Raw genomic sequence first — 25,868 nt, 5'->3', positions numbered from 1 at the left:
ACGGGGTGGCCATGCTGCCGGCCTGCGAGCGCCGCGCTATGCCGAGGCAACCGGCCGGCTCCGTCCGACAGTCCGGTCTGCACCATCTCCTGCGCAATCACCGGCTGTTGCTGGCGATGACTTCGCGAAACATCAGGCTTTCTGCTCATGTGTCGCCTCGAAGGTTGCCCGTTCCGTTTACTAGGGCGATATACTTAATCATCGCCAAGATATTTCATTCACCCCTTATATAAATGACTGAAAACCATAGGGCGAGCCCAGGTTACTACAAATTGTATCGTAACGTTAATGCCGGACGAGATCAGACCGCTCCCAGCCTGGAGTAGAGGTCGACCGTTCTTTCACGATAGGCGGCCGCGGAGAACTCACTGGCGATCCAGTGTCGACCCGAAGCACCCATCGCAGCGCGTTCGGCAACTGGCAGACCGGCCATCGTCGAGAGCACGCGGGCGAGATCATCGGCGTCGCCCGAAATCGCGGTCATGCCCGTCTCACCCTCGCGGATCATTTCAGGAATGCCGCCGATCGAGGCGCCGATTACCGGTCGCCCCAAAGCATAGGCTTCAAGCACGCTGATCGGCGCGTTCTCGTACCATTCGGAAGGCAGAACCAGCGCCCGGGATTCTCCGATCAGACGATGCAGGGACTGGCCTGAGAGATAGCCGGCAAAGGTCACGTCGGCGCCGGTTTGCGCAACCAACTGGCGCAGCATCGCTTCCTCGGGGCCGGTTCCGGCGATCACCAGCCGTTGGCCCGATGTGGCCGCCGCGCGGATCAGCGTCGCCAGCCCCTTCTCCGGGGCCAGGCGTCCGGCAAAGACGAAATAGTCGCCCTCGACCCAGTCGGCCGAATAGCCGTCGACATCGACGAAGTTCGGGATATGGACCATCCGTTCGCGCGGCCAGCCCCACTCGACCAGCTTCTCGACATAGAATTTGCTCGGCACGACGATGCGGTCCACCTTGTTGCGGTAGAGACCGAGCGCACGGTGGACCATGGTTTCAGCGAGCACGACCGCGCTCAGCGTCGTCTCCCCCTTGATGCAGCGATGACGCAAGACGTTGTAGATATGCCCGCCGCGACAGTCCTCGCAGACGGCACCGTCACGCAGCATCTTGTAGGAGGGACATGCGAGCTTCAGATCGTGGGCGGTCATGACGACCGGAATGCCGGCCGCCTTCAGCGTCGAGAAGATCGCGGGCGAAAGATGATGGTAGACGTTGTGCGCATGGGCGACGGAGGGCCGCGCGCGCTCGATCAGCCGGCTGACGTTCTTCTGCGCTTCGCGCGAGTAGATGACGCTCGCCGCCTGCACCACCTTGCGCAGGAGGTTGGTACGCCGACCATACTCGATCTCGGAGACGAAATACTCGGACCATGGCGAGGCTTCGTTATCCTCGTGCTGCATGGCGAAGGGCACCACGTCCCAGCCGATGTCCGAGAACATCTTCATGTGGTCGAAAAAGACCGCCTCCGCGCCGCCACGGCGATAGAAGTAATTGTTGATGGCGAGCAGCCTGTTGCCGCCGTTTCCCTGCCGCGACATGCGTCCTCCTACCAGCCGAGCCTGTCGAGCGCCTGCTCGACCGGCAACACGACACAGCCCTTCTCAACCGCGTAGCGAACCAGGTTCTCGAAGGTCTCGGGCGTGCAGCCATAGGGCGTCGGGCGCGCGGCGATGTCGTGGGTGAAAAACACGAGCCAGCCAGGCCGATCGACGACATCTTCGATCCAGCCCGTGAGCGCCTGCGCGTCCGTCTCCGGCTGCCGGATCTCGACGGCCTTCAGCATCAGCGGATCGACGGCCGTGCGGTTGATGCCCTCGCCGGCCGCGCGGCAGGTGCGGTAGCGGCGCGCCAACTCCCGGCGCGCCAGCGGCCAGGCGGCGTTGTAGGGAAAGGCAAAGTTGGTCGCGGCCGGGCCGACGCCGCTTTGCCTGAGATAGGCGGCATTGCGGTCGAGATCCCGGGCAAGCCCACTTCCGCCCAAACGCCTGATCTTGCTATGGGAAAAGGTGTGGCAGCCGACCTCGTGACCCCGGTGGGCGAGATCCGCGCAGCCCTCGGGCGAGATCAGGGTACGATCGGTTTCGACGCGCCCCGCAAGCCCCCCGGCGATGTAGAACGTGCCGCGCACGCCGTGACGTTCGAGAATAGCGGCGCCATTGTGAAGTGCTGTGTCCGGCACGTCGTCGAAGGTGAAGGACACGAGCGGCGCGTCGGTTATGACATCACGGGGTTTCGACGCGAGACGCCAGATAAGCCGGTTGGCGACGCGGTCGACAAGGCCGTCGACCCTCGACAGAGCCTGTGAAAAACTAGGCATGCGCCACCATCCTTTGTGCAAGCGGGCGTGGTTCGGTTGCAAGCGCTGCCGAGGACTGCAGGCGCAAACCGCAAATCGCGAAAAGCAAGGTAAACCAGAGCACATTCGGACCATCGAAGAAGAAGGCCTCAAGGCTGGCGCTGTAGATCGAATAGAGCCAGATCCGCAGGAACAGCCGCGTGAGGTCGCTGTGCTGCCGGGCCGGCGGAATGCGCGAGATATGATAGAGCGGGAGCACCACCAACCAAAGCAGCGTGAGGATCAACCCCGGAATGCCGATGACGAGAAGCGTCTCGAGATACGAATTGTGCGCATGGGCCGCACGAACCGCCCAGGTCTCGATGCCACCGCCGCTGAACACCACTTCCTCGGTCTGCCAGAAGGCCTTGAAGCCACGCCCGATAAACGGCTGTTCGGCGATCACCGAAAAGGCGAAGCGCCAGACATCGGCCCGGTTCGTGAAGGTCGCGTCGATGCCGAGCGACGAGACGAATTCGCCGAGCGGTCGGAAGACGGCCGACCCGACGGCGAAAAGGTTGAACAGGGCCACGCCGCCGATCGCGATCGGGATGCGCAGCAAGCGCACATGTTCGAAGAGCCACGCCAGAAGCAGAATGCCCGGCAACATCGCCGTCGAGGTCTTTCCTCCCGTATGGATGAGGAAGAAGAAGGCCAGACTAACGATGGTCAGGCCGACAAGCTTCGACCACCGGCGCAGGACGTACAGGCCGAGAAACGAGGCAAGCACCATGGCGACCGCCGCTTCGTTCTTGTGACGGAAATGGCCGCGCCACAGCCCTGCATGCATCGGCTCCAGCACTTCGTTGGCTTGGTGAATGGACAGAAGCGGCTTGAACAGGACGCCGTAATAGGCAACCGCGAGCATGACGAGCGTCGAGACCGCCAGCATCTTGGCGAAGTGCCGCTCGTTGGCCGGCAGCAGCAGATAGACGTTGGCGTTGACCGCAACCATCGTCGTCAGGATGATCGCCTTGATGCCGTTGGCCGGATGAGCGGAGACCAGGCAGGCAAAGAGCACCCACAAAAGCAGGATCGCAAGCAGCACCCGCGGCTGCATAAGCCCACGCCGCATCGGATGCAGCACACCGTAGCAGGAGGCGCCTGCAAACAGCAGCAGTGCCACGATCTGGTTCAGCCGGCTGGAATTGTCGCCGCCCGGTTCCAGCAGACTTTCCTTGGTCAGGTCGACGAAGGAATGAAAGGGGATCCAGTAGTAGATGGAAATGGCCAGGAACAGGAAGGTCCCGACGCGGACCCTCAAGGTTTCTGCAGAATTGGCCGGGCTGCCGCCGAGATCGGGCACGATGGCCGTCCTCTCACGGCGCCAGGGGCTGCGGACGACGGATGTATCTCCACAGACCGAGGGCAAGCGCGAGGGATATGCCGAGAATAATCCCCAGGAAACCGCCGCCGGCCACCAGAACCACGGTGCGCGGCGGCCAGCTGCGCGCATTCGGCGGCAAGGCGCGCGAGATCACGCGAACATTGGTCGTGTCGATCTGCTGGCGTTCGGTGATCTGCTGGGCGCGTGCCAGGTGGGTCTCATAGATGGCAGCCTTGGCGCGCGCGTCCCTTTCGAGGTCTCGCAGCTGCACCTGGGCTTCGTTGTCGGAGAACACGTTCGACTTCTCGTCGCTCGCCTTGGCGCGCAAGGCCGAAAAGGCCTGCTGCTCCCGGTCCATGTCCGCCTTGGCGCGATCGAGGATGCGGCGCGCCTCGTCGTCCATGGCCGATTCCAGGTTCGCACGCTCCGAGCGCGCATTGACGAGGCGGGGATGGCGCTCCCCATAGGTGCGCTGCATGGAGGCGATCTGCTGCTGCAGCACGTTGTACTGCTCTCGCAGGTTCGTCATGTTGACGGATTCAAACTCGGATGCACTTGCGGTCCGCCCCTGTGTTATCGCGTCGTTCATCTGCCGGTAGCGGGTATCGGCCTGGATGAAGCGCTGTTGGGCGTCGAGAACCTGGGTGTTGAGTTCGTTCGAAAGCTGATTGCTCACGAGCTGGCCGTCATTGGTCGACTGCAGCCCGTTCTTGCGGCGGAAATCCTCGACCGCGCGTTCGGATTCGGTGACGTTGTGGCGCAACTCGTCGAGCCGGGCGTTGAGGCTCTGCGCGACGCGACCGGCGCTCTCGGCGGCGGACTGAAACAGCTCCTGCTCGAAAGCCGCGACGATCGCATCCGACAGCGTCACCGCTTTCGCAGGCTCTTCGCTCCAGACCTTCATCACCACCACGAAGGACCGCTCTTCGCGCCGGGCTTCCACCCGCTCCGACAAGGCCCGCATGGCAGCAAGCTCGTTTCCGGCCTGCTGCTCCGCCTTCGTCGAGAAGAGGTTCTTCAGCGAACTGAAGGCCGAGGGCTTCACGAATTCCGGGTCCTCGGTGAGGCGCATCTGGGTGATCACCCGCGACAGCACATTGCGCGACGTCAGGATACGCAGCTTGCTTTCCACTTCCAGCAACTGCGCATCGCGCTGCGGATTGGTGGTGAAGACGTCATCGCTGACGACATTGAGGTTGGACGGATCGACGACGATATCGGTGTAGACCGTATAGCGGGGCGTCGCCGTCATCGCATAGGCGAGCGCGGCCCCCACACACAGGACGAGCGCCAGCACGATCCAGATGAGCCCGTCGCGCAACCAGCCGATGATATCGTCGACGCCGATCCGGCTGAGGCCACTCAACCCGGGAAAATAGCTGTCGCGAGGCGCGCCGGCCGCTCTGGACACGGGCGGTACCAAGTCAGCCGGATGGGGCGAGGCTTTCGGAATATCTCTGGATTGATGCTGGACTTCGGCGGGCCTGTCTGTTGCCGAACCGTCAGCGCCAGACTTCGCTTCGTGAAGGTCTGACGAGAGCAGATCGAGCAGCGAGCCTCTTTCGACCGGTGCACGCTGCTCGCGTGCCGGTTGGCTGGCCCCCTGTTTTCCGGCCTCGTCCGGCCTATACATAAGCATCCCTCACGCACGCCCATCAAGACGCGAAGATCGTGACCCCGCGAGCCGCCTTCTAGCGCAGAATTAAGGTTGTACGGTGAATATTCCGTTAAACGGCAGGATTGCCGCTTAACCCATCGCTTCAGAAGTCGGTCAACAACCGGCTCCAGCTCTCCGATGCCAGACCGCCCACATAGATATCGTTGCGCTGGGCCGCGTCTTTCAGATCCGCATGCCGCGTCACCATGCAGAAATAGCCGCGATGGTGGAAGGACAGCCATCTCTGGCGCGAGATCGCATTCATGAGGAACGGCTGCGAGCTGCCGACGGCGAGCGCGTAACCCTCGGCGTCAAGCGCATGGAACATCTGTGCGGTGACGGCGAACTCACGGCCGGCCTCGCAGACGACGTTGAGCACCGTTGCCCGCTCGCCGGCCTTGCCGAAGTAGAGATAAGCGCCGATGACGCGCCCGCTTTCATCCCGGACCTCGCGGCAGAGAAGCTCGCCGAGCGGCGTGTTCAGTCGCGCGACCATCACCAGCCAGTCGAATTCGCTGCGCGACCAGACCGGCCTGACGGAAAATCGCTGCAGCATGGGTTCTGCGAGATCGACGAAGGCAGCGGGATCAATGGCGTGCGTCGTGCAGCCGGCAACGGGATCGGGCTTGGTGCGCGGGCGGCGGCGGCGCAAAAGCCGGTCCGCAAGCGCAAGCGGCTCGGAGAGCATCGGGGATCTGAGCAGGCGCACTTGCCTGCCAACCGTCAGCCCCCAGGCTCTGAACGGCCGGAAGGAGCGGCGCCAGTCGAGGCTCTGGATCGGCAGCACGACGCCACCACCAGCGACCCAGTGATCGGCGCTGACCGGAGACGAGTTGTCGGAAAAACACATGTCTTGCCGTGTCGCACGCATGGCGCGCGCCAGGCAGGCGGCGCCGACCGCACCGGCCTTGCCCTCGGACATGAAGGCGCAGAGAAGCTTCGCCACCGTTCGGCGGCCGTTGACCGTGAACTCCATGGGAATCGCTAGAATGGCGCTGCCGATGCCGCCGGTCCCGTCGTCGTAGACGATGCTGCCGTGTTCCGGCGCATAAAGCGGGCTGCCGAAAAAGATGGTCTCGACATAGTTCTGAAGCTCCGCGCTCGCCTCTTGCTCCCGCTTGCGAAAGATCCGGGTGAACATGCTGCTGACGGCTGGGATATCCCGGGGTTCCATGGCGCGCACATTGCCCATCCGGGGCATTTCCCGTCCGGACGACCGTGCGGCCTGGATCTTCCCGAGCTCAACCTCCATGCACCACCCCCGTCGACAGGGAGGCCGCGCCGGCCTGTTCCCGATCGCGCCGCACGAAGCGCAGGAAGACCGCCCATGAGACGATCACCATCGCGGTCTCGATCACGTAGAAGGAAATAAACGTGCCTGTCGGCGGTGCGTACCAGGTCGCCCAGGCGGTGAGTGCCGCACCAAGCACGCTGCCAAGGCCCATGACCAAAGCGCGCGCCGGATGGTGGCCGGACGCACCAAGGGCCTCCATCGCCACCGACCACATGGCGAGCGGCACCACGACCCAGCACAGGATGCGAACGAAGGAAACGAGGGAGACGTAGTCCTTGCCGAAGAGATAGGGCAGCACCGGCGCCAGCACGAAAACAGCAACAGCCGCGGCAATGCTGATCGAGGTGGCCGCGAACAGAACCTTGCGCACGCGCTCGAAGGCGTGGTGCAGGCCGGCTGCCGTTGCCTTTGCCGAACCCGGATAGATCAGCCGGTTCAAGGCCTCAACCGACAGATAGCTGCTCTCCAGCATGCGCCGCGCGACGCTGTAGCTGGACATGACCTCGGCGCTCGCCACGAGGCTCAGGACCAGAAGGTCGGCGTTCTGCCGGACCGCGCGCAGGATGAACGGGATGCTGAAATAGAGCCCGAGCGGTAGCTCTTCCCGCACGATGCCATAGGTCGGGCGTCCCAACCCCTTGACCGCTCGCCAGCAGCCGAGGGCCACGATTACATGGCATACGAACTGCCACACAGCCCAGGAGGCCACCGTCGCGACCCCGAAGGCGATGCAGGCGAGCGCTGCAGCTATGGTGCGCGCCAGGGCGAAACCGACGACCACCTTGTTGGCCGAGGCAAAATTCGAATGCGCAAGAAAGATCTGCTCCGCCAGCACGATGACCCGCACGAAGATGATGTTGGTCACGAGCATCAAGGTGATCACCGCGACATTGGCCGCGGGATCGGGCGAAAGCGTGAAGAAGAACGGCAACACCGCTGCGCCGAGCAACACCAGCAGCACGCCACTGATCGAGGTCAGAATGATGTTGTGGCCGAGCATCTGCGGGTACATGCCCCGGTCGCGCGCGACACGGCGCACCAGGCACTCCATCGCGCCGAGACCACAAAGGTGAACCGCGATGTTGGCAACGGCCGTGATTGCGACGAAGACACTGAATTCATGCACGCCGAGAAAGCGCGCGAGGATCGCAAAGGTCAGAAGCTGCGCAGCCGAGCCAATGACAAGGCTGCCGCCGGATGCAGCATAGGATATGATCATCGAGAGGAACGGTTTGTGCGCGCGTTCCTTCACACCTTCCGAAGCCATTCCGATCTGCCCTTGATCTCAACCCGTCATTGTTACGCGCAAGACGCGTTCAATGACAGCGAGCACCCGCCTCTGATCACGCGCACGGTAACAGGCAGAAATGATTGCGCGGTTAACGTGCTCGCGGCAATTGTATTTCAGCTTCCGTTTACTCAATTGCACTAGGCTGCGGTCCGCACGTCTACAGAGTTTTCCAGCGACATGAGGAGTGGCCGTGGCGCAAAACGACAGCAATCAGACCGACCGACCGACCGAAGACCAGGCCGCAACACTGCACCGCTTCATGGGTGTCGAACTGGAACTTGCGCCCGACGTCCTGGTTCCACGGGAAGAAACAGAGCTTCTTGGAAAAAGAGCCGTATCGATCCTTGAAGGCGGGCCCCTCGACGTCACCATCATCGACATGTGCTGCGGTTCCGGCAACCTCGCCGTTGGTATCGCCAGCGAGATCCCGTCGGCGCGTGTCTGGGGCGCTGACCTGACGGACAGCACCGTGGCGCTTGCCCGACGTAACGTCGATCGGCTCGGCCTCGGCTCGCGCGTCTTTGTCCGGCAGGGCGATCTTTTTGCGGCGCTCGAAGGCGACGATCTCCAGGGCAAGATCGACATGGTGGTCTGCAATCCACCCTATATCTCGACCGGCCGGCTAGAGGGGGACCGCGCGCATCTGCTCGACAACGAGCCGCGCGAGGCCTTCGACGGAGGCCCCTACGGCATTTCCATACACCAGCGCCTGATCCGGGACGCGCTTGCCTTCCTGAAACCAGGAGGCTGGCTGTTGTTCGAGTTCGGCGAGGGCCAGGAGCGGCAGGCGGCTGCACTTCTCTCACGGGCGAAAGCCTATGCACCGGTCACCTTCGCATCCGACCGTGACGGCAAGCCGCGCGTCGCCATCGTTCAGAAAATCGCCGGCCCGGTAGAGGCCGGCGCCGGAGTGCAGGCCCGATGAGCGAAATCCGTTCGCTAGACCACGCGGACGTTCCAGCGGTCGCCGGAATGTTCCAGCGGGTGTTCCGTGACGAGCGGACCGCTTCGCCAGCACTTGCCGACTATATGCGGCAACTCTATCTCCACGGGCCAGGCTGCGATCCGGAAATCAGACCTCTCGTGCATGTGAACGACGAGGGTCGGATTACCGGCTTCGTCGGCGTCAATGCGCTGCCGATGACACTGAACGGCCGGCACTTGCGCGCCGCGATCTGCGGATCGCTGATGGCGGAAGACCGGGAAAGCGACCCCTTGGCCGGAGCGCGCCTCATGAAGGCCTTCCTCGCCGGTCCGCAGGATCTATCCTTCAGTGAGACAGCAAGCGAAGTCTCTGTGCAGATGTGGACGCGGCTTCGCGGCGTGGTCCTGCCGCAATACAGCCTCGACTGGGTGCGCGTCATCCGTCCGGCGACCTTCAGCCTGAGCGTCGCCTCGAACCGCATCAAGCCCGCCCGGCTCGCCGCCCCCTTCGCGCGCGCACTCGACAGGTTCTATCGCAAGCGCATGGGCCAGGGCGAGCAGCGCTGGTCCGCCCTGCCCGAGGCGGGGGCGGCACCGGCCGGCTTCACCGCGACCGAGACGGACCGCAGCGGCTTTGCGGCCGTCGTCGACCAGTTCACCGCGCCGTTTCCGCTTCGCCCCGAATGGAGTGACGGCCAGCTCGATCACGTCCTTGCCGATGCCGAAAAGAAGCCCGAGCAGGGCGAACTCGCCTACGCGCTGGTGACGGCGCGCACGGGCGCCGTGGTCGGTGCATTCGCCTACTACGTCAAAGCCGGTGAAATCGGTCGGGTACTGCAGATCCTGGCGCGGCCAGGGCAGGCCGGGCCGGTCATTGACTGCCTGGTCGACGAGGCGTCGAGACGTGGCCTTGCGGGTTTGCGCGGGCGCACACAACCGGCGCTGATGGAAGCCATGCTCGGCCGACGCATCGCCTTCGTGCACGTCGCCTCGACCGTTGTGCATTCGCGCGACCAGACCATCGTCGAAGCCTGCCGCGACGGACAGGGCTTCTTCAACGGCATTTCCGGCGAATACTGGAGCCGGCTGATCGGCGGCAGCTTCGATTGACGATGGCCGGCGGTGCGGCCAGGCCTCAATAGCCGGCAATTTCCTCCACGGGCTGCACCAGTTGCGGCCCGAGATGCAGGTAGCGCGTCGCCTTGCGCTTGGCGGCGATATCCGCCCAGACCCTTTCGACCTGGACCACGGTCAAGCCGGCCGCCTTGGCGACGGCCTCGATCTCGATCCCGTGATTGAGGCCATAAAGGCAGAGGTCCATGCGGTCGTAAGGCAGGGAGAAATAGAACTCCTCCTGCGTCTGTTCCAGAGAATAGGTGTCGGTCGTCGGCGGGCGACGGCAAACTTCCGCGGGAACGCCGAGATGGGCGGCAAGCGCATAGACCTGCGACTTATAGAGATGGGCGATCGGCTTTACGTCGGCGGCGCCGTCGCCGTTCTTGACGAAGAAGCCCTGGTCGTATTCCAGCCGGTTGGGCGTGCCGAGTACGGCAAAGTTCAACCGGTCGGCATGGTAGTACTCGACCTGCTTGCGAGTTCGCTGCTTCATGTTGGTGGCCGCAACGACGCCGAGATAGACCGAGGGCGGCATGCGATGTTTCGATTGCACGCCTTCCGGGCTCTGAACGACCAGCGAGGAGATGTTGTAGCCTTCTCCCTCAAGCGCGTTGGCGATGACGACCTTCGAGGCCCACCCGTCGCCATAGTCCGGAACCAGTTCCCGGATGAAGGCGTCGCGGCGCTCGTAGCAGCCCATGGCCTTGAGGGTCGGCCCGATGTCTTCGACGATCGCCGCGACGCCGAAGGTTTCAGCGACCAGCCGGCCGAAGCGCAGGCTTTCCGGATCGGAGTCGTTTTCCGGCATGAACAGGCAGAAGACGTTCTTGGCGCCGACCGCGCGCACCGCAAGCGCCACGGAAACGCTGGAGTCGATGCCGCCCGAAAGCCCGAGCACCAGACCGCGCTTCTTCATGGAGCGCAACTGTCCGCGCAAGGCGGAAACGATGCGATCGGTCTCGGCCGCGTAGTCGATCGTCAGGGCTTCGGCCGAAAACGGGCCATTGCCCCCGGTTGTTCTGATGTTCATTGTGCAGGCTCCATCGTCTCGGTGGCAAGTCGGCGGCTGACCTTGCCGGTATCCGTCTTCGGCAGTTCGGTGCGGAATTCGATGATCTTCGGCACCATGAAATCTTCGAGGTGGCGGGTGCAGTGGCGGATGATGTCCTTGTCGGTCAAGTTAGGATCCGTGCGCACCACAAGGGCAGCGATCGCGTGGCCGAGAACCGGATCCGGCATGCCGATGACGACGGCCTCGGCAATGCCGGGATGGGCATGGAGCACGGTCTCGACTTCCTTGGGCGCGACCTTCTCGCCGCGGGTCTTGATGATATCGTCCTTGCGGCCGACGAAATAGAGAAAGCCCTCTTCGTCCGTCTGGAAAAGGTCGCCCGTATAGAGCACCTTCTCCCAAGGGTTCGGCCCGGGCCGCAGCATGCGCTCGGTCGCCACGTCGTTGCGCCAGTAGCCCTGCATTACATGCGGCCCGCGGATGACGAGTTCGCCAGGAACGCCCGGCGGCACGCGGCTGCCCTCGTCGTTGACGACGAAGGCTTCCGTGTTGGGGATGGCAATGCCGACGGAGCCCGGCCGGCGATCCAGTTCCTCCGGCGGCAGGTAGGTGCAGCGCTTGCACTCCGTAAGCCCGTACATCGAATAGAGCCGTGCGCCCGGGAAAAGCTCGCGCAGGCGGGCGATATGCGGCGGCGGCAGGGCGGCGGCGGTGTTGGAGAGGTAGCGCAGACTCGGCAGGAAACCCGGCTCAAGGTCGCGCATCTGCAGGATCATCGCCGCCATCGTCGGCACCAGCGGGAAGCCGGTGACGCCCTCCTCGCGAATACGCTCGAAGATCGCATGCGGGAACGCGAAGGACTTTTCGAGCACCAGCGTCGCCCCTAGCCTGATCGCCATCAGCAACTGGTAGAGCCCATAGTCGAAGGCGAGCGGCAGCACGTTGAGGATGATATCGTCGTGCTCGTTGCGCAGATAGGTGGTGATCGATTCCGACGCTGCATCGATGTTGCGGTGGGTCATCATCACGCCCTTCGGGCGGCCGGTCGAGCCCGACGTGTAGATGAGCATCGCCAGGTCGACGTCAATGCCGCCATGCGGCACCGGCGTCGCCTCCGCCGACAGGCAGCCCTCGAAGGGCACCGCGCCGGCGGGCGACTGGCCATTGGGCGCCGCGGTCGATGCGACGAAAATATCCGCCTTGCCGCTGCTCTGCGCCCGGGCGTCAGCCACCACCGGCATCAACTTGGCCTGCGTCAGGATCGCAGCCGCCTCGCAGTCGTCGATGATGTAGGCGAGCTTGTCCGCCTTGGTCGATGCGTTGATCGGACTGAAGGTCGCGCCGGCCTTCAGGATCGCAAAGATCGAGACGGCCGCCTCCCAGCAATTGTCCATGAACACGAGGACGCGGTCGTTGCGCTTGACGCCTGCCTTTGCCAGCGCGGCCGCCAGCCGGCTCGACAGATCGTCGAACTCGCCGTAGCTGAGGCGCTTGCGATCTGTGACCAGCGCCGTCTTGGCCGCATGCCTTGCCGCATTGCCGATGAGAAACTGCTCGAACCGCATGGAACGCCCTCGGGTCTTGGTTAGGCCGTGGCCGGCACTCCGGCCTTTGCCTCGATGAAGGCCGAGATGCGCGCGAGCGAATCGAGGTTCGCCGGCACGATGTCGGCGTCGGCCATGGCGATGCCGAACTGGTCTTCGATGAAGGCGACGAGTTCGAGAACGCCGGTCGAGTCGATGATATCGTTCTCGATCAGAGAGGCGCCGTCGGCGAGATCGTACGAGGTATCGCCAAACAGGAAGTTCTCGATGACAAAGGCCCTGACCTTGTCCTTGATGGTTTCCGTCATTTCATTTCCTTTCCCAATGGGTTTCAGGCCGCTTCAGCGGCGCGGATGCTGGTGCCGGTAAAGGTCTGCAGCCAGAGCTGCGTCGACAGGATGCCGACGAAGGCGGCATTGTCCCTAAAGCCGGTGGTCGGTTGCGACTGGCATTTTTCGTAGAGCTTGCTCACGGCCTTGGCATTGAACAGACCGCTGTCACCGATGCGTGTCTCGCTCATGGCATCGCGAACGTATTCCAGTTCGCCGGCGCCGGTGAAGGAATGGCTGTCGGGCGCGCGGTAGGGCTGCTTGGTGCGCTGACCGATGGTCGGCGGAAGCAGGTCCTTCGTCGCTTCGCGCAGGATGTGTTTTTCCACCAGCCCCTTCAGTTTCATTTCCGGCGGCAGACGCGTCGCGAACTCGACGAGGCGGTGGTCCAGGAACGGGAAGCGTCCTTCGATCCCGTGCGCCATGGCCATGCGGTCGCCCTGGCTGGAGAGAATGTACCCGGGCAGAAGGAAACGGCTTTCGAGATACTGCGCCTGGTGCAGCGGATGCCAGCGACCGAAGGCAGCAGGAAGCCGGCTCGCCAGATCTTCGGCCGCGTCGTAGTCCTTCAGCGTGGCGCGCAGGTCGGGAGAAAAGAAAATCTTGGTCGCGGCCGTGCTTTTGAACCGCGGGCGGTGCGAGAACAGCGGGTCGTTGAGCGGCACGTCGCCGGCGCCGAAGAAAGCGGCGAGATATTCCGCCGATTGCTGCTGCAGGCCCGGCAGATAGGGGTAGAGCTTGCGGAACAGGTGCGGCCGGATTCGCGAACCGGGCTGGCGGCCGCAGAAGCGGCGCACCCGCGCCTCCTTGAAGATATCGTATCCGGCGAAGACCTCGTCGGCGCCCTCGCCCGTCAGCACGACCTTCAATCCCTGCTCGCGCACGAGACCCGAGAGCTGGTAAAGCGGGGCGGGTGCCGTGCGGATAATCGGACGTTCGGCGAAACGGACGACCTGCGGAAAGACCTTCGCGATGTCGCCGGCACGACAGGCGACCGCGCTATGATGCGTGCCGAGCGCCTTCGCCATTTCCATCTGGAAGGCGCTCTCGTCGTGTTCGACGCTATCAAACGTCACGGAAAACGTGCGCAGACCCTGCGGCGCCATTCCGGCCGCAAGCGCCGAGACGATGGAGCTGTCGAGCCCGCCCGAGAGATAGGATCCGACGGTCACGTCGGCCCGCATGCGGATCCGGGTCGCATCGGTAAGAAGGGCGCGTAGTTCCTCGGCCGCGCTGCGCTCATCGGCAAACAGCGGCGGCGCGTCGTGGTCCGGATAGTCGAGTTGCCAATAGGGGCGGATCGACGTCTTGCCCTTCTCGACGATCATCAGGTGAGCCGGCTCGAGCTCGTGAATGCCACGAAAGCCGGTCCGCGGCGCGATCGGCGCCCAAAGGGTAAAAATCTGGTCGAGCGCAACGGGATCGAGTTCGGCGGAAATGCCGGGAACCTGGAGCAGCGCCTTGATTTCGGAGGCGAAATAGAATGTCCCGGCATGGGTCGTGTAAAACAACGGGCGCACGCCCATGCGGTCGCGCGCCAACACCATGCGCTGACGGCGTCTATCCCAGATCGCGAAGGAGAAATCGCCGTTGAGGACGGACAGGCAGTCCTCACCCATCACGGCGTAGAGATGCAGGATGACCTCGGTGTCGCTCGCGGTGCGGAACCGCCGCCCCTTGGCGCGCAGTTCCTCGCGCAATTCGACGTAGTTGAAGATCTCGCCGTTGAAGGCGATCGAAAGGTCGCCGGTTTCGTCGGACATCGGCTGCTGGCCGTCGCCGAGACCGACGATCGACAGCCGTACATGGGCGAGCCCGGCCTCCGGTGCGGCAAGAACGCCGTTTTCGTCCGGGCCACGATGCGCGATCGCAGAGGCCATCCTTTTGAGAAGGATTTCCGCATCCGGGACCGACCCGAAATAGCCACCGTAACCGCACATGCCGAGATACTTTCACACCGTTCGATCACTGCCGGACCATAAACCGCATGACGGAATCATGGGTTAATCTCCGGCATTTTCTAGTTGTATGGTAAATACCGCCGTTCAGGCGCCGCGTTGAGGATAAGCGCCGCTGGCCCTTGCCGTCAGCGCTCCGGAATTCGTCTTTTCGATGCCATCCTGAGCATCAGATACAGAAACAGAATCGGCCAGAAAACGCAGACCAGAAGCCCGGCCACGCGGTACATGTTCCAAGGTGCATGCGCCTGCAATCCTTCAAGGTAGGTCATCCCCACGAGAAAAAACGCCGTCAGGCCATAGGCGACACCGGCAACGTATAACCAGGACATGCAACCGCCCTCCGCGACGCGCCACAACCAAAACCAGGAAATAGCAGCAGCGAACCTATACCACCGGAAGTAACATTTTGAAACGAAGAGTTAACTTTAAGCGGGGGCATGGTTAACCGAACCGAGGATCGTTTCGGTTCTCGGCGGATGCCCGGACATTACCGTCCTTGTCCTCATGCATGAAAGGACTTGAGCCGCCAAAGGCTCCTTAGCGGCTACCCTCGCGCGCCACGAACAGCAGGTCGAAACCGCGAAACTCCCGGCGCGCGATCGATTTGCGTAGCGCCGTCCAGATTGCCGAGGGATTGTCGAGGCGGAAGCCCTTCAGACTACGGATCAATCCGATAGTGGCGGTCATGGTGCGAAGGACGCGCGACAGCCTGGAGCCCGTCAGCGACGCAAACAGGATCTGCGGATGAACTGCCAGCAGCACGCCGGCCGTCCGCATCCGATCGATCGTGCGGAACTGGTCCAGCGCGCGATACTCGTAACCTTCGATGTCGATCTTGAAACAGAGCCTTTCGGTCCGCGCCATGTCCTGAAGGGCTGCGATCGTCACGGTGCGCGCACGGATCGCCTCGCCGTCGTCGTCGGCGATCAGGGCCGATGTTTCGGAGCTTCCGAAACCGCCACCGACGGAATGCAGCACGAGAACGTCATCCTCCGATAGCGCGGCATTGATGACCCGCACTTCGCCGCAATTCTCCGGCTGCATTTCCTTGAGGATGCCGAAACAGACAGGATCGGGCTCGACCGTGATGACGTTGTCGGCAATCTGCGCCGCCCAATAGGGCGTCACGCCGATCCAGCCGCCGATGTCGATGAAAGTCGTCTTGGCGTCGACCAGGCGCGCGATGTTCTGGAACGTGCAAGGCTCCCAGTCGCCGTTCTGCAGCCGCGCGAAAAAGCGCTTCTTTTCCGGCTTGTCGGGAAACTGAACGGTCTTGTGGAAATAGGTGATCGAACGCATGGCGTTTCTCTAACCCATATCCGGACGAAGCGGAATGGATTTTGCGAAGGGCTCATATGACCGAGGCGAATGGCTGCCCCGGCACATCGCCGCCCGCATTTTCGGGAAGGTTCGCCCGTACAAAGGAGGTGCCGCCGTCAGGCGTCCACCGGCTCCATCGAGCCGCGGGCCTCGCTGAGCTCCGCCGTCGTTTGCGCGAGGCGGTCGGCGAGAACGCGCATGATTTCCACCGCCATCTCGGGGAAGTCGGCCAGAAGCTTGAGGAAATCGTCCTTGCGGATGCGCAGGGCCTCGAGCGGCGTGCTGGTGCGCACCGTCGCGGTGCGTGGCGTGTTGCAGAGAATGGCGATTTCGCCGACGATCGAATTCTGCTCGACTTCGGCGATCTTGAAAGGCCCACCCGCCGTATTGATGAGCACCTCCGCCTTGCCGGAAAGAATGACATAGGCCGCGTCGCCGATGTCACCCTGATAGAACAGCGCTTCGCCGGCGCTGTACATGACCCTGTCGGACGTGAAGGCCAGAAGTTTCAGCTTTGCCGGCGGCAATCCCGAGAACAGGGTTATTCGGCGCAGCATTTCGACTTCATCTTTGAGCAACATCACAATCCGTGTCTCCGAGTTCCCGTCGGGGGCAACTTGCCTCCCGCATCGCGGCGGGACCATATGCTCGTGCCCTGACATTAATATTACATCAAGATGCCATTTCCTTGTAGTCAGGTCGTTCATCCACATTGGCGTCGTGCAGCAGGCGCCCGTTTTCGAACCGGGCGACGCGATCGAAGAGGTCCGCCAACGCCGGATTGGCGAGAACCCAGATGACCGCAGGATCACGCCCGCCCTGATCGAGCATCGCAAAGACGTTGCGGACGACCTGTTCCTGGACGCGCTGGTCGAGCGCCAGGAGCGGTTGATTGAAGATGTAGTAATCGCAATTGCGGATCAGCGCGCGCGCAAGGTCGAGCTTCTGCCGCTGCGCGGCCGTCAGCCGCTTGCCGCCGGCGCCGACATTGAAGTCGAAGCCGAAAGCAAGCACTTCGTTGTAGAGCCCGCCCGCCTCGAAGAGATCCCGGACGATCGCGCGGATTTTCTCCGAGCCGTCGGCGTGTTTGTGACCGATACGTCCAAAGAGCACGTTGTCGATAATGCTGCCGGACGCGATGAATCGGTTCGGGCGGTAGTGCTCGATCATCCCGGCGAGATCGGCCGGCAGGCCTTCGTCGAACTCGCGCCGGGCGGCGACGATCTTCGCCATGACCTCGTCGGTCAAAAGACCGAAACGGTGCCGCGGCTCGATGTAATCGAAGCACAGCCTGATCACCTTGATCTGGTCGTCCTCGGAGACCTCGCCCTTGCCCTTGGTGCGTACCTTCTGGAGGATGGCCTCATAGACCGGGATTTCCTCGGCGGTCATGAAGGTCAACTGCTGGAAGAACGGGTGATCCGGCGGCAGGTCGCGGAACAGTTCGACGACGTTCTCGGCGATCTCGATGCCCATCTCATAAAAGGTGTCGCGCAGGCCGACCCGCTGCAGGATCGTCTTGAAGAACGGATGGTTCTCCAGCGCATCTGCCCACATCACCTGATCGGTGATGGTGCCGAAGAGCATGTTTTCGCCGATCGTCGCCTCGACATTGTAGGTCCCGGGCTCGAAGAACACGACGAGGTCGCTGAGCTTTTCCTTTTCGAGACGCTGCCGGAGCGCACTGCGCATCTCGACGATGCCGGCGGCGAACTCCGCATGCTCGTGGGGATCGATGGTCGAGCGCACGGCCAGCGCCATGACATCGTTGGTCAAAAGCACCGCGTCGAGAACCGGCCGGATCTGCACGAGCAGATCGTCCGGTCCGTTCGCCCCGGCGGATCCATAGTCGATCCAGTCGCTGTTGACGTCGAGATACGGGTTTCCGGCCAGCCGGGCTTCGGTCACCTCCCACTTGCGGTGCGTCGCACGCTCGCCCTCATAGATCTCGTCCGTGAGCGGCGCATGCTTCAGCCCGTAAAGGATGTTGTCACCGAGGCTGCCCTGGAAGACGTAGACGTCGGACGAGGCGTAGGCGATCCGTCGGCCGGTCACCGATTCCGGCAGCTCCAAGATGTCTTGGCCCCCGACGAGCACCTTGCCGCTTGCCGGCCAGACGAGCCGGCCGAAGGCCTCGGCGAGCACTTCGCCACCGCCCATCAGCGCCACCTTCTCGCCGGGCTGGACCTGCAGCGACACGTGGTCGAGCAGCGTCGAGCCGCCATCGTCGATCACCGTCAGATTGACGGCGGCAAGCGGGCCTGCGAGCGGCACGGCAGCGGTGGTTGCCACCGCCTGGACCTTGGGATCGAGCAGCGTGTCGACGCTGAACTGCTCGACCACCTGCGCATATTTCACCTGGACGTCCTGACGGGCCTGGTCCCAGTCGATCAGTTCCTTCAGCGGACCCGGCAGGTCCTTGTAGGCGCCGATGACAGCGACGAGCTGGCCGATGTCGAGGCGACCCTGCAGGGCGAAATAGCCGCCGATCGCGTAAAACAGGAAGGGCGTGACCTGTGCGAGGAAGTTGTTGATGAACTTGACGAGGAATTTCCACTGGTAGAGGTCGTAGCGGATCTTGAAGATCCGGCCGAGCCGCGCCGCGATGTCGGCGCGCTCGTAGTTCGACGTATCGTGGCCACGGATCGCGCCGATACCGTCGACGATTTCGCTGACGCGGCCGGAAAGCTCGCGCGCCGTCAACTGCCGCTCGCGCCCAAGCACGAGAAGCCGCTTGCGCATGCGCGGAATGATGACCGCCTGAACCGCGACGATCAGCGTTGCGATCAGCCCGAGCCAGAAGCTCTGCAGCAGGATGAACACGAGCGCCGTCAACGCCTGGCCGCCGAGCAAGGCGGGCGAGACGAAGGCATCACCGGTGAAACCACCGAGCGGCTCGACCTCGTCCTTGATCATCGTCGCGATTTCGGCGGGCTTCACCCGCTTGAAATGGCTGGGCGGAAAACGCAGGACCCGGTCGACGAGTTCGAAACGGATGCGGCGCAAGAGCCGCTCGCCGAGCCGGCCCTTGAACGTGTTGATGTAGAATTTGAAGAGGCCGTTGACCACCACCAGCGCCAGGAACACCAGGCTGAGGGCGAGCAGCATGCCTTCGCGGCCGAGCTGGAAGCCGTCAAAGACGTTGAACGTGCCCAAATACGGCAGGTCGAAGGATATCGGCAGGAAGGCCTGAGTGGCCTCCGGACTGTCGAAGCCATCGCCCTGGATCGGCCCGTTGACGATCTGCTTCGGCAGATCGAACGACAGGAAGTAAGGGATCATCGACAGCGCGACGACAACCAGGATCCAAAGCTGGTCCTTGCGCGTGTGGGTCCAGATATAGCGGGAAAGGCGTGGTTCCATGTTACTGGCGATAGGACCTTATTGAACACGACTGCTGCTGGCGGGCCGGGTTGCCATATGTCCCCAGCACGCATCACTCTTCGGCGACACCTCCGGACGGGTACCCTAAGGCACGCTCCTGAAGCGACGCCTGCATATTCCGCCCGGCGCCGAATCCGGTTGATCGATTATGCAGGTGCGAGGGAAATCTGCAATGGACGCGGTTTCCAACAGGCGGCCTTGAAGTCAACCGGCAGAGGTCGACGCTCCCGAAAGCACACGCCGTTATTGCACTCGCTCGATGCGCAGCTTACAACGACCGCATGAAACAAACCAGCCATCCCCCCTGCCAAACCAACGATTGGTACGAGCATGCCTTCGATCTCGCGCGTGGCATCGCCGCCTATACGCGCAGTCCGCTGATCGAAGGGATCGGCCGGGTGATCGCCAAACATCCAGACGCCCACATCGCCAATGCCTTCAACCACAAGCAGGTTGCCTGCAAGGTCTGGGCGCGCGATACGCTCTTTGAGGTGGCCGGCCCCTCCTACGGCAAGATCGCCATCCTCGGCGGCTGGTACGGCATTCTCGGCGCCATGCTGCTGGAAGACCAGCGCTTCGATGTGGCGGCAGTCGACAGCTTCGACATCGATCCGGACGTCGAAGCGGTGGCGCGGACGCTGAACGCGGCCTTTCCGGACAAGTTTCATGCCGTGACGGCGGACATGTATGCGATCGACTACGCGGCGCTCGCGGCAGACGTGGTGATCAATACGAGCTGCGAGCATATCGCAGACCTCAAGGCATGGCTCGATCGCATTCCGGCCGGTACGCGGGTGCTGCTCCAGTCCAACGACTATTTCAGCGAGCCGACGCATATCAACTGCGTGGCCTCGGTCGAAGAATTCGCCAAGCAGGCGGCACTGACGACCGTGGAGTTCGCCGGCGCGCTGCCGACCAAAAAATACACCCGCTTCATGCTGATCGGCACGGTCTGAACCGATCGAGATCGCACTTGTTTGCCGGGACAGCACCCGTGCGCTCCGGCACCGTTGTCTGTCGTCGGCCTCCACGGGTACCGCCGCCCCCCGACGTTCAGTCATGCGTCTCGGCGACCCTTGATTTCATCTCGTTCCAGAGCGACGACGCGGTTCCTGCGAACGCCTTGTAGCCTGCCTCAAACGGATGTCCGTCGTTATCAGGATAAAAGCGCTGCCCGGCCAGGATCGCATCCCGCAAGGCGTCAGTCGTTGCATCCACCGCACTACGATACGGCAGATCAAGCCGGCCGGCGACCTCCCGAATTTTGTCCTCGAGTGCGATCTGACGCTCGACACTGCGGATGAAGGCGGGATCGGCAACCGCCAGCTGGCCACCGCGCCGAAGGTGTTCGAAAACCACACGCTCCTTGGACGGAATCAGCAACAGTCCTACCCGTCCCCGTCCCTGCGCGGCCCAGTCGGCCGCAAAACGTTCAAAGTCCGCAAACATCGCCGCTGTCTCGGACGAGGCCAAATCGCTCATGCGACCGGCATCATCCACATAGCGCCTCGACACCGGTGGGATCCCGTCCGGGAACCGGTAATATTCGGACGCTTCATCGCTGCCCGTGCCAAGGGAGCGCGCATACAAGCTCGTCACACGGTCCTTTATCGCATATTGATAAGCGCTCAGAAGCGCGACGTTCTCGAACAGCTTCGTCTTGATGCTCGCCGATCGCGCCTTGGTGCATTGCGTATGGCTTCCGGTCGGACTGAAGAGAGCCTGCAGGTGAAGCCGTGCCTGCTCTGCAAGCCAGAAGTCGGAACGCGCGTTCATGATATCGCATGCCGAAAAAACGATCGCGAAGTCGTTGCCTGGGAAAATGGCGACGATCGCGCCTTTGGCTCCATTTGCCAGCGCGTCGTGGACGATCGCGTGGTAGGTGTAGATGCCGTAACTTCCGACACCAAAATTGTAGGTGTGTTCGCCGGTGATGGCCTGGAAGACGGCCGGCCAGGTCTGACCGCTTTCGACGTTGTTGCCATAGGTCATCGAGTCGCCGATTGCGGCGACTTGAAAGCCCTGCCGTGCGCCTGCCGGGTCGCGGAAGCCGTCCTCGTCAACGCCGGAAAGGGTAGGATCGAGACGATAGCCATACTTTTCGTCGATGCTTCGGTGCGACTGCGTTCCGATCGGAAACGGCGTGAACATGCGCAGCATTACCTCCCCGGCCCCCAATGCCAAGGTCACTGAGATCAACAGCGCGATCAGATTTCTCAACTGCCCCTCCTGCCTTACGCGCTCGACGCGCCGAAATCCCCTTGCATTGCTCTGCGGCCGCCGTTCATCGCGGGTGCCCCGCTGCCTCTACGCTCGCCAGCCAGCGCCGCTGCAGCGCACAGGCGATGCCGTGCGCGAGAGGCCGGCGGATGTTGGAGAGGTAGACAAGGCAGGAAAGCCGTACGGGAAACTCTTCGCCAAGAGTATGACCCAGTCCTGGCAAGACCTTGAGTTTAGTGCACACAGGAACCCAAGTTATCGTTCGGTGGAAATGCACTGCGTATATTCAGAATCAGTATTATTGATTTCACTAACATACCATTCCGGAGACAGCCAGCCGGGACACGCAGAACGCGAGGAAAATATCCAGGCTCCGTACATACTGGCAGATAGTCGAATGGTCGCCCGACCATTGGTTTGCCGAGCGACTTTTCTATTTCGGTGGTTCCGCTCAAGGGCGGCCTTCAGCGGAGACCGATGGGCACCACCGACTACAGCTAGCGGACCGTCTGAAGCCCCAGTATCTCCGCCGTTCTAGCGGCGCCGTTCAGGTCGAGTGGTGGGATCTCCGGCCTTGGCCGCGCCAGCATCGTCTCGACGTCGCGGGCCAGCCTCTCCGGTGTCACGTCCGCTTCTGGCAGAACGCCGGCAAGGCCGAGCTTTTCGAGCCTTTCGGCGCGCGTCGACTGCTCGGTCTCGCCGCCGGCGACGAAGGGAATGAGCAGCGACGCACAGCCGGCACGGAAGATATCGCAGACGGTGTTGTAGCCGGCCTGGGAAACCGAGAGCCGCGCACCCGACAGAAGGCTCGCAAAATCCTTGCGGAAGCGGAACAGATGCACGTTTGCGGGCGCTGCGGCGGCAAAGCCATCATAGTCGTCCTGCGGCAGGTTCGGCCCGGTGATCAGGCACCATTTCAGGTCGCCCGCAAGCAGCCCGGCCGCCTGTAGTGCCGCGCCGATCAGCTCCTTGCCGACCGCGCCGCCGCCAGCCGAAACAAGCACGTCGAACCTTTCAGCCGGAGGTTCAGGGGCATGGCCGGCGACAAGACCGGTATAGACGATCTTGTCTTCGATCTCCGCCGTATACGGATAGGTCTCCTCTAGCCGCGCAAAGGCAGGATCGCCATGCACGAGCACGAGGTCGAAATGCGCCCTGACAACGTCGAGGGTTTCTTCGGCGCGCCCGGGCTTCGTCCGCTCCTGCAGGATATCGCGCAGCGATGCGGCAACGAGGGGCCGCGGCTCCTGCTTCTCGATCACCTCCAGCAGCGGCATCAACTCGAAACGCATCTGGCGGCGGCCAAAGGGGAAGGCTTCGAAGATGACGATGTCAGGCTTGCAGGCAAGAAATGCCTCGATCAGCAGGTCGCGGCGCTCTTGCTTGAAAGCCTCGCTGACCGGGTTTCCCTCGCCATCGGCAAGTCCGCTAAACCCCTTGTCGCCAGCCAGCACCGGCGGCAGGGCCACGTGTTTCACATCGTTTGCCGGGAACCCCGGCACCGGGCTGCCGCCCGTCACGACGGTCACGTCATAGCCTTTGGCCGCCAAGGCGCTCGCGATCCGGCTTGCCCGCGCCAGGTGACCGATGCCGAGCAGGTGCTGTACGTAGAAGAAGACGCGACGTGCGGACATCAGGCGGCTCTCCATTCGCTGGCGAACAGGCCGGCGAGTTGTTCGATGCTGGTGTGGTGGTCGAACTGGCCGCGAACCTTCCGCTCGGCCGCATCGCCGAACCTGTGGCGAAGTGCCGGATTGCGGATCAGTTCCTCAAGCGCGGCCGCAAGTGCCTGCGGATCCTCCGACGGAACGACACGGCCGTTTTCGCCGTCCTCGAGGAGTTCCGGAACGCCGGATATCGCCGTCGAGACGCAGGCCAGCCGCTGGCTCGATGCTTCGACAAGCACGTTCGGCAACCCGTCCCGATCGCCGTCCGCGGTGATCCGGCAGGCGAGCGCAAAGATGTCGCTTGCCCGATAGTGCGCAAGCACATCGGTCTGGTCGAGCGCGCCCTTCCAGACAATACGGTCGGAGACGCCGAGCTCCGTGGCGAGCGTCTTCAATTGGCCGGTCAGTTCGCCGGCGCCGATATGCTCGAACCGCCAATGAAGCTCTGCCGGCAGCTTGGCCAGCGCCTTCAGCAACACGTCGTAGCCCTTTTTTCCAACGGCACGGCCGACGCTGACGATGCGGACGGGATCGGCCGGATCGGAACCGGTGCGATTGGAATGCGTGCCGTCGAAATGCGGGAAGCGGTCGAGGTCGAGGCCATGATAGCTCAGATGTACTCTCGATTTGTCGCTGGCAAGGCTGCGGAGATGCTCGTACCCCATGCGTGTGCAGGTCACGGTCCAGCGCGCAAGGCCGAGCTTTTCGGACAGTTCCCAGTCGGGCGAGGTCCAGATGTCCTTTGCATGCGCCGAACAGGTCCAGGGCGTGCCAGCGATCACGCTGGCATAGGCCGTCACCGAAGCAGGGGTATGGATGAAGTGCGCGTGCAGCCAGCGCGGCTGTCCAGGCCATTCGGAGGCGAGCACCAGCGCCTGGCCGAGCCGGCGAAAGCGGTTGCGGCTGAAATCGCGCGGCAGGTCCTTGAGGAACAGACCCAGGACGCGCCAGAATCCGGGTTTCGGCAGACAGCGCACGAGCCCGCGCAGAACCCTTAGCGGCTCCTCATGCAGATATTCCGGCAGATAGTGGACGTCGGCGCGGATTTCGTCATGCACCGGGTGGCGCTTGCCGTCCGTCGGACGCCGAAGCGAGATCAGGACGAGTTCGATCCCGGCGCGCTCGAGGCCAAGCAGTTCCTGGGCGATGAATGTTTCCGAAAGACGCGGGTAGCCCTTCAGCACGACTGCAATCTTGCGGTCTGTCGGCAATGCTTCAGCTCGATTTCTTCACGATGTTCAGGTGGTCGCTCGACGGCCGATCGAGCCATCTGCCGACGATCTCGGAGATGTGCACGAGGCCTTCCAGCCGCAGGCCGTTGGCGCTGCTTTTCGACGGTGGCTCACGATAAGGCAGCGCCCTCAGCGCCGCCGCCAGCCGCAACGGATCCTCCGCCTCGTCCGGCAGGAGCATCTCGACCAGCCCCAGCTCGGCAGCCCGGCGCGCGCGGATCAATTGCTCCTCGCGCGGCTGGATGCGCGGCACGATCAGCGCCGGCTTGTCGAAGGAGAGGATTTCGCAATAGGTGTTGTAGCCGCCCATGGCGACGACGCCCTTGGCGCCGGCAATGAGCTCTTCCATGCGATTGTCGAACTCGATGATCTTGATATAGGGGATCTTGCTGCCCTTGCGGATCAGCTTCTCGCGCTTCTTGACCGGCATGTAGGGTCCGAGCACGATCAGCGCCTTGTGCGTGAGCTCCGGATCCTGCTGATAGGCGTGGATGACGTCGTGGATCAGGTCCGCCCCATCTCCGCCGCCGCCGGTGGTGACGAGGATGTAGTCGCCCTGAGGCTTATGACCCGGCAATTCCTCGCGCGGGACGCTTCGCTGCAGAAAACCGACGAAGTTCATGCGCTCGCGCACCGCGGGCGGCACGTCAAGTTCGGTCAGGGGGTCGTAGAAATCAGGCGGGCCGTAGACCCAGATCGTGTCGTAGTACTGCTCGATCTTGCGCATGGTATCGCGCCGCTTCCACTCTGCCTCGAGCAGGTGCGGCGCATCCATGACCTCACGCAGGCCGAGGACGAGCGTCGTGCCGTGCGCCTTCAGATAGGTCAGCGTTTCCTCGACCTCGCCGCGCAGGCCCATCGGCTCCTTGTCGACGATGAAGATGTCCGGCTTGAAGGTCTCTGCCGTATGGCGAATGATCGCCTGGCGCATCTTCAGCGTTTCATCGAGTTCGATATGGCGGTCGAGCGAGGTGTAGTCGCCATTATGCAGCTTGATCACGCTGGGGATCTTCACGAAATCCACGCGCGCGCGATAGTCGAACGCGCCGGCAATCGTCGCCCCGGAAATGATCAGGATGTTCAAGCCGCGATAGTCTTCCACCAGCGAATGCGCGATCGTGCGGCAGCGCCTGAGGTGTCCGAGCCCGAACGTGTCATGGCTATACATGAGGATCCGGGCATCTTCAAAACGCCGCATCATGCAAGAAACCTTTCACTCAGGGTACGATGAACCGTTTCACGCGGGC

At 62.9% G+C, this 25,868-nt stretch carries 21 protein-coding genes; 3 read left to right on the top strand and 18 right to left on the bottom strand.

Going from position 1 to position 25,868, the window contains the following annotated elements; genetic code table 11:
• Positions 1-301: 301 nt before the first annotated feature.
• The 6 genes from AC3WVQ_RS22305 to AC3WVQ_RS22280 all read right to left on the bottom strand — a co-directional run bounded on the left by AC3WVQ_RS22305 (position 302) and on the right by AC3WVQ_RS22280 (position 7,888).
• Positions 302-1,546, bottom strand: coding sequence for a glycosyltransferase family 4 protein (locus AC3WVQ_RS22305; RefSeq protein WP_159416079.1), 1,245 nt, complete (start codon positions 1,544-1,546; stop codon positions 302-304).
• 8 nt (positions 1,547-1,554) lie between these two features.
• A complete protein-coding gene (locus AC3WVQ_RS22300; protein WP_090426433.1) occupies positions 1,555-2,325 on the bottom strand; it encodes a polysaccharide deacetylase family protein in 771 nt (256 codons plus the stop codon).
• Positions 2,318-3,649, bottom strand: a complete 1,332-nt coding sequence (locus tag AC3WVQ_RS22295; RefSeq protein ID WP_112772088.1) for an O-antigen ligase family protein — start codon at positions 3,647-3,649, stop codon at positions 2,318-2,320. The genes AC3WVQ_RS22300 and AC3WVQ_RS22295 overlap by 8 nt, the downstream gene beginning before the upstream one ends.
• A 13-nt stretch (positions 3,650-3,662) precedes the next feature.
• Positions 3,663-5,303 (bottom strand): GumC family protein, encoded by a 1,641-nt coding sequence (locus AC3WVQ_RS22290; protein WP_192445310.1) that lies wholly within the window; start codon positions 5,301-5,303, stop codon positions 3,663-3,665.
• A 127-nt stretch (positions 5,304-5,430) separates the two neighbouring features.
• Positions 5,431-6,528 carry a hypothetical protein gene (locus AC3WVQ_RS22285; protein WP_060601528.1) on the bottom strand — a complete coding sequence of 366 codons (1,098 nt, stop codon included), beginning with the start codon at positions 6,526-6,528 and terminating at the stop codon, positions 5,431-5,433.
• Between the two features lie 40 nt (positions 6,529-6,568).
• Positions 6,569-7,888, bottom strand: coding sequence for a lipopolysaccharide biosynthesis protein (locus AC3WVQ_RS22280; RefSeq protein WP_034799217.1), 1,320 nt, complete (start codon positions 7,886-7,888; stop codon positions 6,569-6,571).
• A gap of 283 nt (positions 7,889-8,171) precedes the next feature.
• On the opposite strand from AC3WVQ_RS22280, the gene AC3WVQ_RS22275 reads away from it, so the two are divergent.
• Positions 8,172-8,837 carry a N5-glutamine methyltransferase family protein gene (locus AC3WVQ_RS22275; protein ID WP_082584671.1) on the top strand — a complete coding sequence of 222 codons (666 nt, stop codon included), beginning with the start codon at positions 8,172-8,174 and terminating at the stop codon, positions 8,835-8,837.
• Positions 8,834-9,946 carry a hypothetical protein gene (locus tag AC3WVQ_RS22270; protein WP_060521763.1) on the top strand — a complete coding sequence of 371 codons (1,113 nt, stop codon included), beginning with the start codon at positions 8,834-8,836 and terminating at the stop codon, positions 9,944-9,946. The genes AC3WVQ_RS22275 and AC3WVQ_RS22270 overlap by 4 nt, the downstream gene beginning before the upstream one ends.
• A 25-nt stretch (positions 9,947-9,971) precedes the next feature.
• Here the strand turns inward: AC3WVQ_RS22270 and nadE are convergent, their stop codons facing one another.
• The 8 genes from nadE to AC3WVQ_RS22230 all read right to left on the bottom strand — a co-directional run bounded on the left by nadE (position 9,972) and on the right by AC3WVQ_RS22230 (position 19,481).
• Positions 9,972-10,982, bottom strand: a complete 1,011-nt coding sequence (gene nadE, locus AC3WVQ_RS22265) for an NAD(+) synthase (RefSeq protein ID WP_192445306.1) — start codon at positions 10,980-10,982, stop codon at positions 9,972-9,974.
• Positions 10,979-12,529, bottom strand: a complete 1,551-nt coding sequence (locus tag AC3WVQ_RS22260; protein WP_492382980.1) for a class I adenylate-forming enzyme family protein — start codon at positions 12,527-12,529, stop codon at positions 10,979-10,981. The genes nadE and AC3WVQ_RS22260 overlap by 4 nt, the downstream gene beginning before the upstream one ends.
• Before the next feature lie 20 nt (positions 12,530-12,549).
• Positions 12,550-12,816: an acyl carrier protein gene (locus AC3WVQ_RS22255; RefSeq protein WP_034799210.1), complete on the bottom strand. Its 267-nt coding sequence runs from the start codon at positions 12,814-12,816 to the stop codon at positions 12,550-12,552.
• Between the two features lie 23 nt (positions 12,817-12,839).
• Positions 12,840-14,777: an asparagine synthase (glutamine-hydrolyzing) gene (gene asnB, locus AC3WVQ_RS22250; RefSeq protein ID WP_412472565.1), complete on the bottom strand. Its 1,938-nt coding sequence runs from the start codon at positions 14,775-14,777 to the stop codon at positions 12,840-12,842.
• Between the two features lie 146 nt (positions 14,778-14,923).
• Entirely contained in the window at positions 14,924-15,127 is a 204-nt protein-coding gene (locus AC3WVQ_RS22245; protein WP_034799207.1) for a hypothetical protein, read from the bottom strand.
• 208 nt (positions 15,128-15,335) lie between these two features.
• Complete coding sequence (locus AC3WVQ_RS22240; RefSeq protein ID WP_034799205.1) at positions 15,336-16,097, bottom strand: FkbM family methyltransferase; 762 nt, start codon at positions 16,095-16,097, stop codon at positions 15,336-15,338.
• 137 nt (positions 16,098-16,234) lie between these two features.
• Entirely contained in the window at positions 16,235-16,699 is a 465-nt protein-coding gene (locus AC3WVQ_RS22235; protein WP_034799203.1) for a cyclic nucleotide-binding domain-containing protein, read from the bottom strand.
• A gap of 91 nt (positions 16,700-16,790) precedes the next feature.
• Positions 16,791-19,481, bottom strand: coding sequence for an ABC transporter transmembrane domain-containing protein (locus tag AC3WVQ_RS22230; protein WP_034799202.1), 2,691 nt, complete (start codon positions 19,479-19,481; stop codon positions 16,791-16,793).
• A 302-nt stretch (positions 19,482-19,783) separates the two neighbouring features.
• Between AC3WVQ_RS22230 and AC3WVQ_RS22225 the strand changes: the two genes are divergently transcribed.
• Positions 19,784-20,458 carry a class I SAM-dependent methyltransferase gene (locus AC3WVQ_RS22225; RefSeq protein ID WP_090426417.1) on the top strand — a complete coding sequence of 225 codons (675 nt, stop codon included), beginning with the start codon at positions 19,784-19,786 and terminating at the stop codon, positions 20,456-20,458.
• A gap of 97 nt (positions 20,459-20,555) precedes the next feature.
• On the opposite strand, the gene AC3WVQ_RS22220 is transcribed toward AC3WVQ_RS22225, so the two are convergent.
• The 4 genes from AC3WVQ_RS22220 to AC3WVQ_RS22205 form a co-directional block, all read right to left on the bottom strand.
• Positions 20,556-21,722, bottom strand: a complete 1,167-nt coding sequence (locus tag AC3WVQ_RS22220) for an SGNH/GDSL hydrolase family protein (RefSeq protein WP_457578605.1) — start codon at positions 21,720-21,722, stop codon at positions 20,556-20,558.
• A 497-nt stretch (positions 21,723-22,219) separates the two neighbouring features.
• Positions 22,220-23,356 carry a glycosyltransferase family protein gene (locus AC3WVQ_RS22215; RefSeq protein WP_177235716.1) on the bottom strand — a complete coding sequence of 379 codons (1,137 nt, stop codon included), beginning with the start codon at positions 23,354-23,356 and terminating at the stop codon, positions 22,220-22,222.
• Positions 23,356-24,600, bottom strand: coding sequence for a glycosyltransferase family 4 protein (locus AC3WVQ_RS22210; RefSeq protein WP_034799194.1), 1,245 nt, complete (start codon positions 24,598-24,600; stop codon positions 23,356-23,358). The genes AC3WVQ_RS22215 and AC3WVQ_RS22210 overlap by 1 nt, the downstream gene beginning before the upstream one ends.
• Before the next feature lie 4 nt (positions 24,601-24,604).
• A complete protein-coding gene (locus AC3WVQ_RS22205) occupies positions 24,605-25,822 on the bottom strand; it encodes a glycosyltransferase family protein (RefSeq protein ID WP_090426411.1) in 1,218 nt (405 codons plus the stop codon).
• Between the last annotated feature and the right edge of the window lie 46 nt (positions 25,823-25,868).

The organism is Ensifer sp. EB106-05-01-XG146, from assembly GCF_058791875.1.
Note: the sequence above shows the minus strand (reverse complement) of the source record. Positions and strands in the feature narration are given on the sequence as shown.

Excerpts from the sequence above, each read along its gene's own strand:
- AC3WVQ_RS22230 (WP_034799202.1), bottom strand. The coding sequence starts at position 19,481 with ATGGAACCACGCCTTTCCCGCTATATCTGGACCCACACGCGCAAGGAC.
- AC3WVQ_RS22285 (WP_060601528.1), bottom strand. The coding sequence starts at position 6,528 with ATGCCCCGGATGGGCAATGTGCGCGCCATGGAACCCCGGGATATCCCA.
- AC3WVQ_RS22275 (WP_082584671.1), top strand. The coding sequence starts at position 8,172 with ATGGGTGTCGAACTGGAACTTGCGCCCGACGTCCTGGTTCCACGGGAA.
- AC3WVQ_RS22215 (WP_177235716.1), bottom strand. The coding sequence starts at position 23,356 with ATGTCCGCACGTCGCGTCTTCTTCTACGTACAGCACCTGCTCGGCATC.
- AC3WVQ_RS22290 (WP_192445310.1), bottom strand. The coding sequence starts at position 5,303 with ATGTATAGGCCGGACGAGGCCGGAAAACAGGGGGCCAGCCAACCGGCA.
- AC3WVQ_RS22280 (WP_034799217.1), bottom strand. The coding sequence starts at position 7,888 with ATGGCTTCGGAAGGTGTGAAGGAACGCGCGCACAAACCGTTCCTCTCG.
- AC3WVQ_RS22270 (WP_060521763.1), top strand. The coding sequence starts at position 8,834 with ATGAGCGAAATCCGTTCGCTAGACCACGCGGACGTTCCAGCGGTCGCC.
- AC3WVQ_RS22245 (WP_034799207.1), bottom strand. The coding sequence starts at position 15,127 with ATGTCCTGGTTATACGTTGCCGGTGTCGCCTATGGCCTGACGGCGTTT.
- nadE (WP_192445306.1), bottom strand. The coding sequence starts at position 10,982 with ATGAACATCAGAACAACCGGGGGCAATGGCCCGTTTTCGGCCGAAGCC.
- AC3WVQ_RS22300 (WP_090426433.1), bottom strand. The coding sequence starts at position 2,325 with ATGCCTAGTTTTTCACAGGCTCTGTCGAGGGTCGACGGCCTTGTCGAC.
- AC3WVQ_RS22225 (WP_090426417.1), top strand. The coding sequence starts at position 19,784 with ATGAAACAAACCAGCCATCCCCCCTGCCAAACCAACGATTGGTACGAG.
- asnB (WP_412472565.1), bottom strand. The coding sequence starts at position 14,777 with ATGTGCGGTTACGGTGGCTATTTCGGGTCGGTCCCGGATGCGGAAATC.
- AC3WVQ_RS22205 (WP_090426411.1), bottom strand. The coding sequence starts at position 25,822 with ATGATGCGGCGTTTTGAAGATGCCCGGATCCTCATGTATAGCCATGAC.
- AC3WVQ_RS22305 (WP_159416079.1), bottom strand. The coding sequence starts at position 1,546 with ATGTCGCGGCAGGGAAACGGCGGCAACAGGCTGCTCGCCATCAACAAT.
- AC3WVQ_RS22255 (WP_034799210.1), bottom strand. The coding sequence starts at position 12,816 with ATGACGGAAACCATCAAGGACAAGGTCAGGGCCTTTGTCATCGAGAAC.
- AC3WVQ_RS22235 (WP_034799203.1), bottom strand. The coding sequence starts at position 16,699 with ATGTTGCTCAAAGATGAAGTCGAAATGCTGCGCCGAATAACCCTGTTC.
- AC3WVQ_RS22260 (WP_492382980.1), bottom strand. The coding sequence starts at position 12,529 with ATGCGGTTCGAGCAGTTTCTCATCGGCAATGCGGCAAGGCATGCGGCC.
- AC3WVQ_RS22240 (WP_034799205.1), bottom strand. The coding sequence starts at position 16,097 with ATGCGTTCGATCACCTATTTCCACAAGACCGTTCAGTTTCCCGACAAG.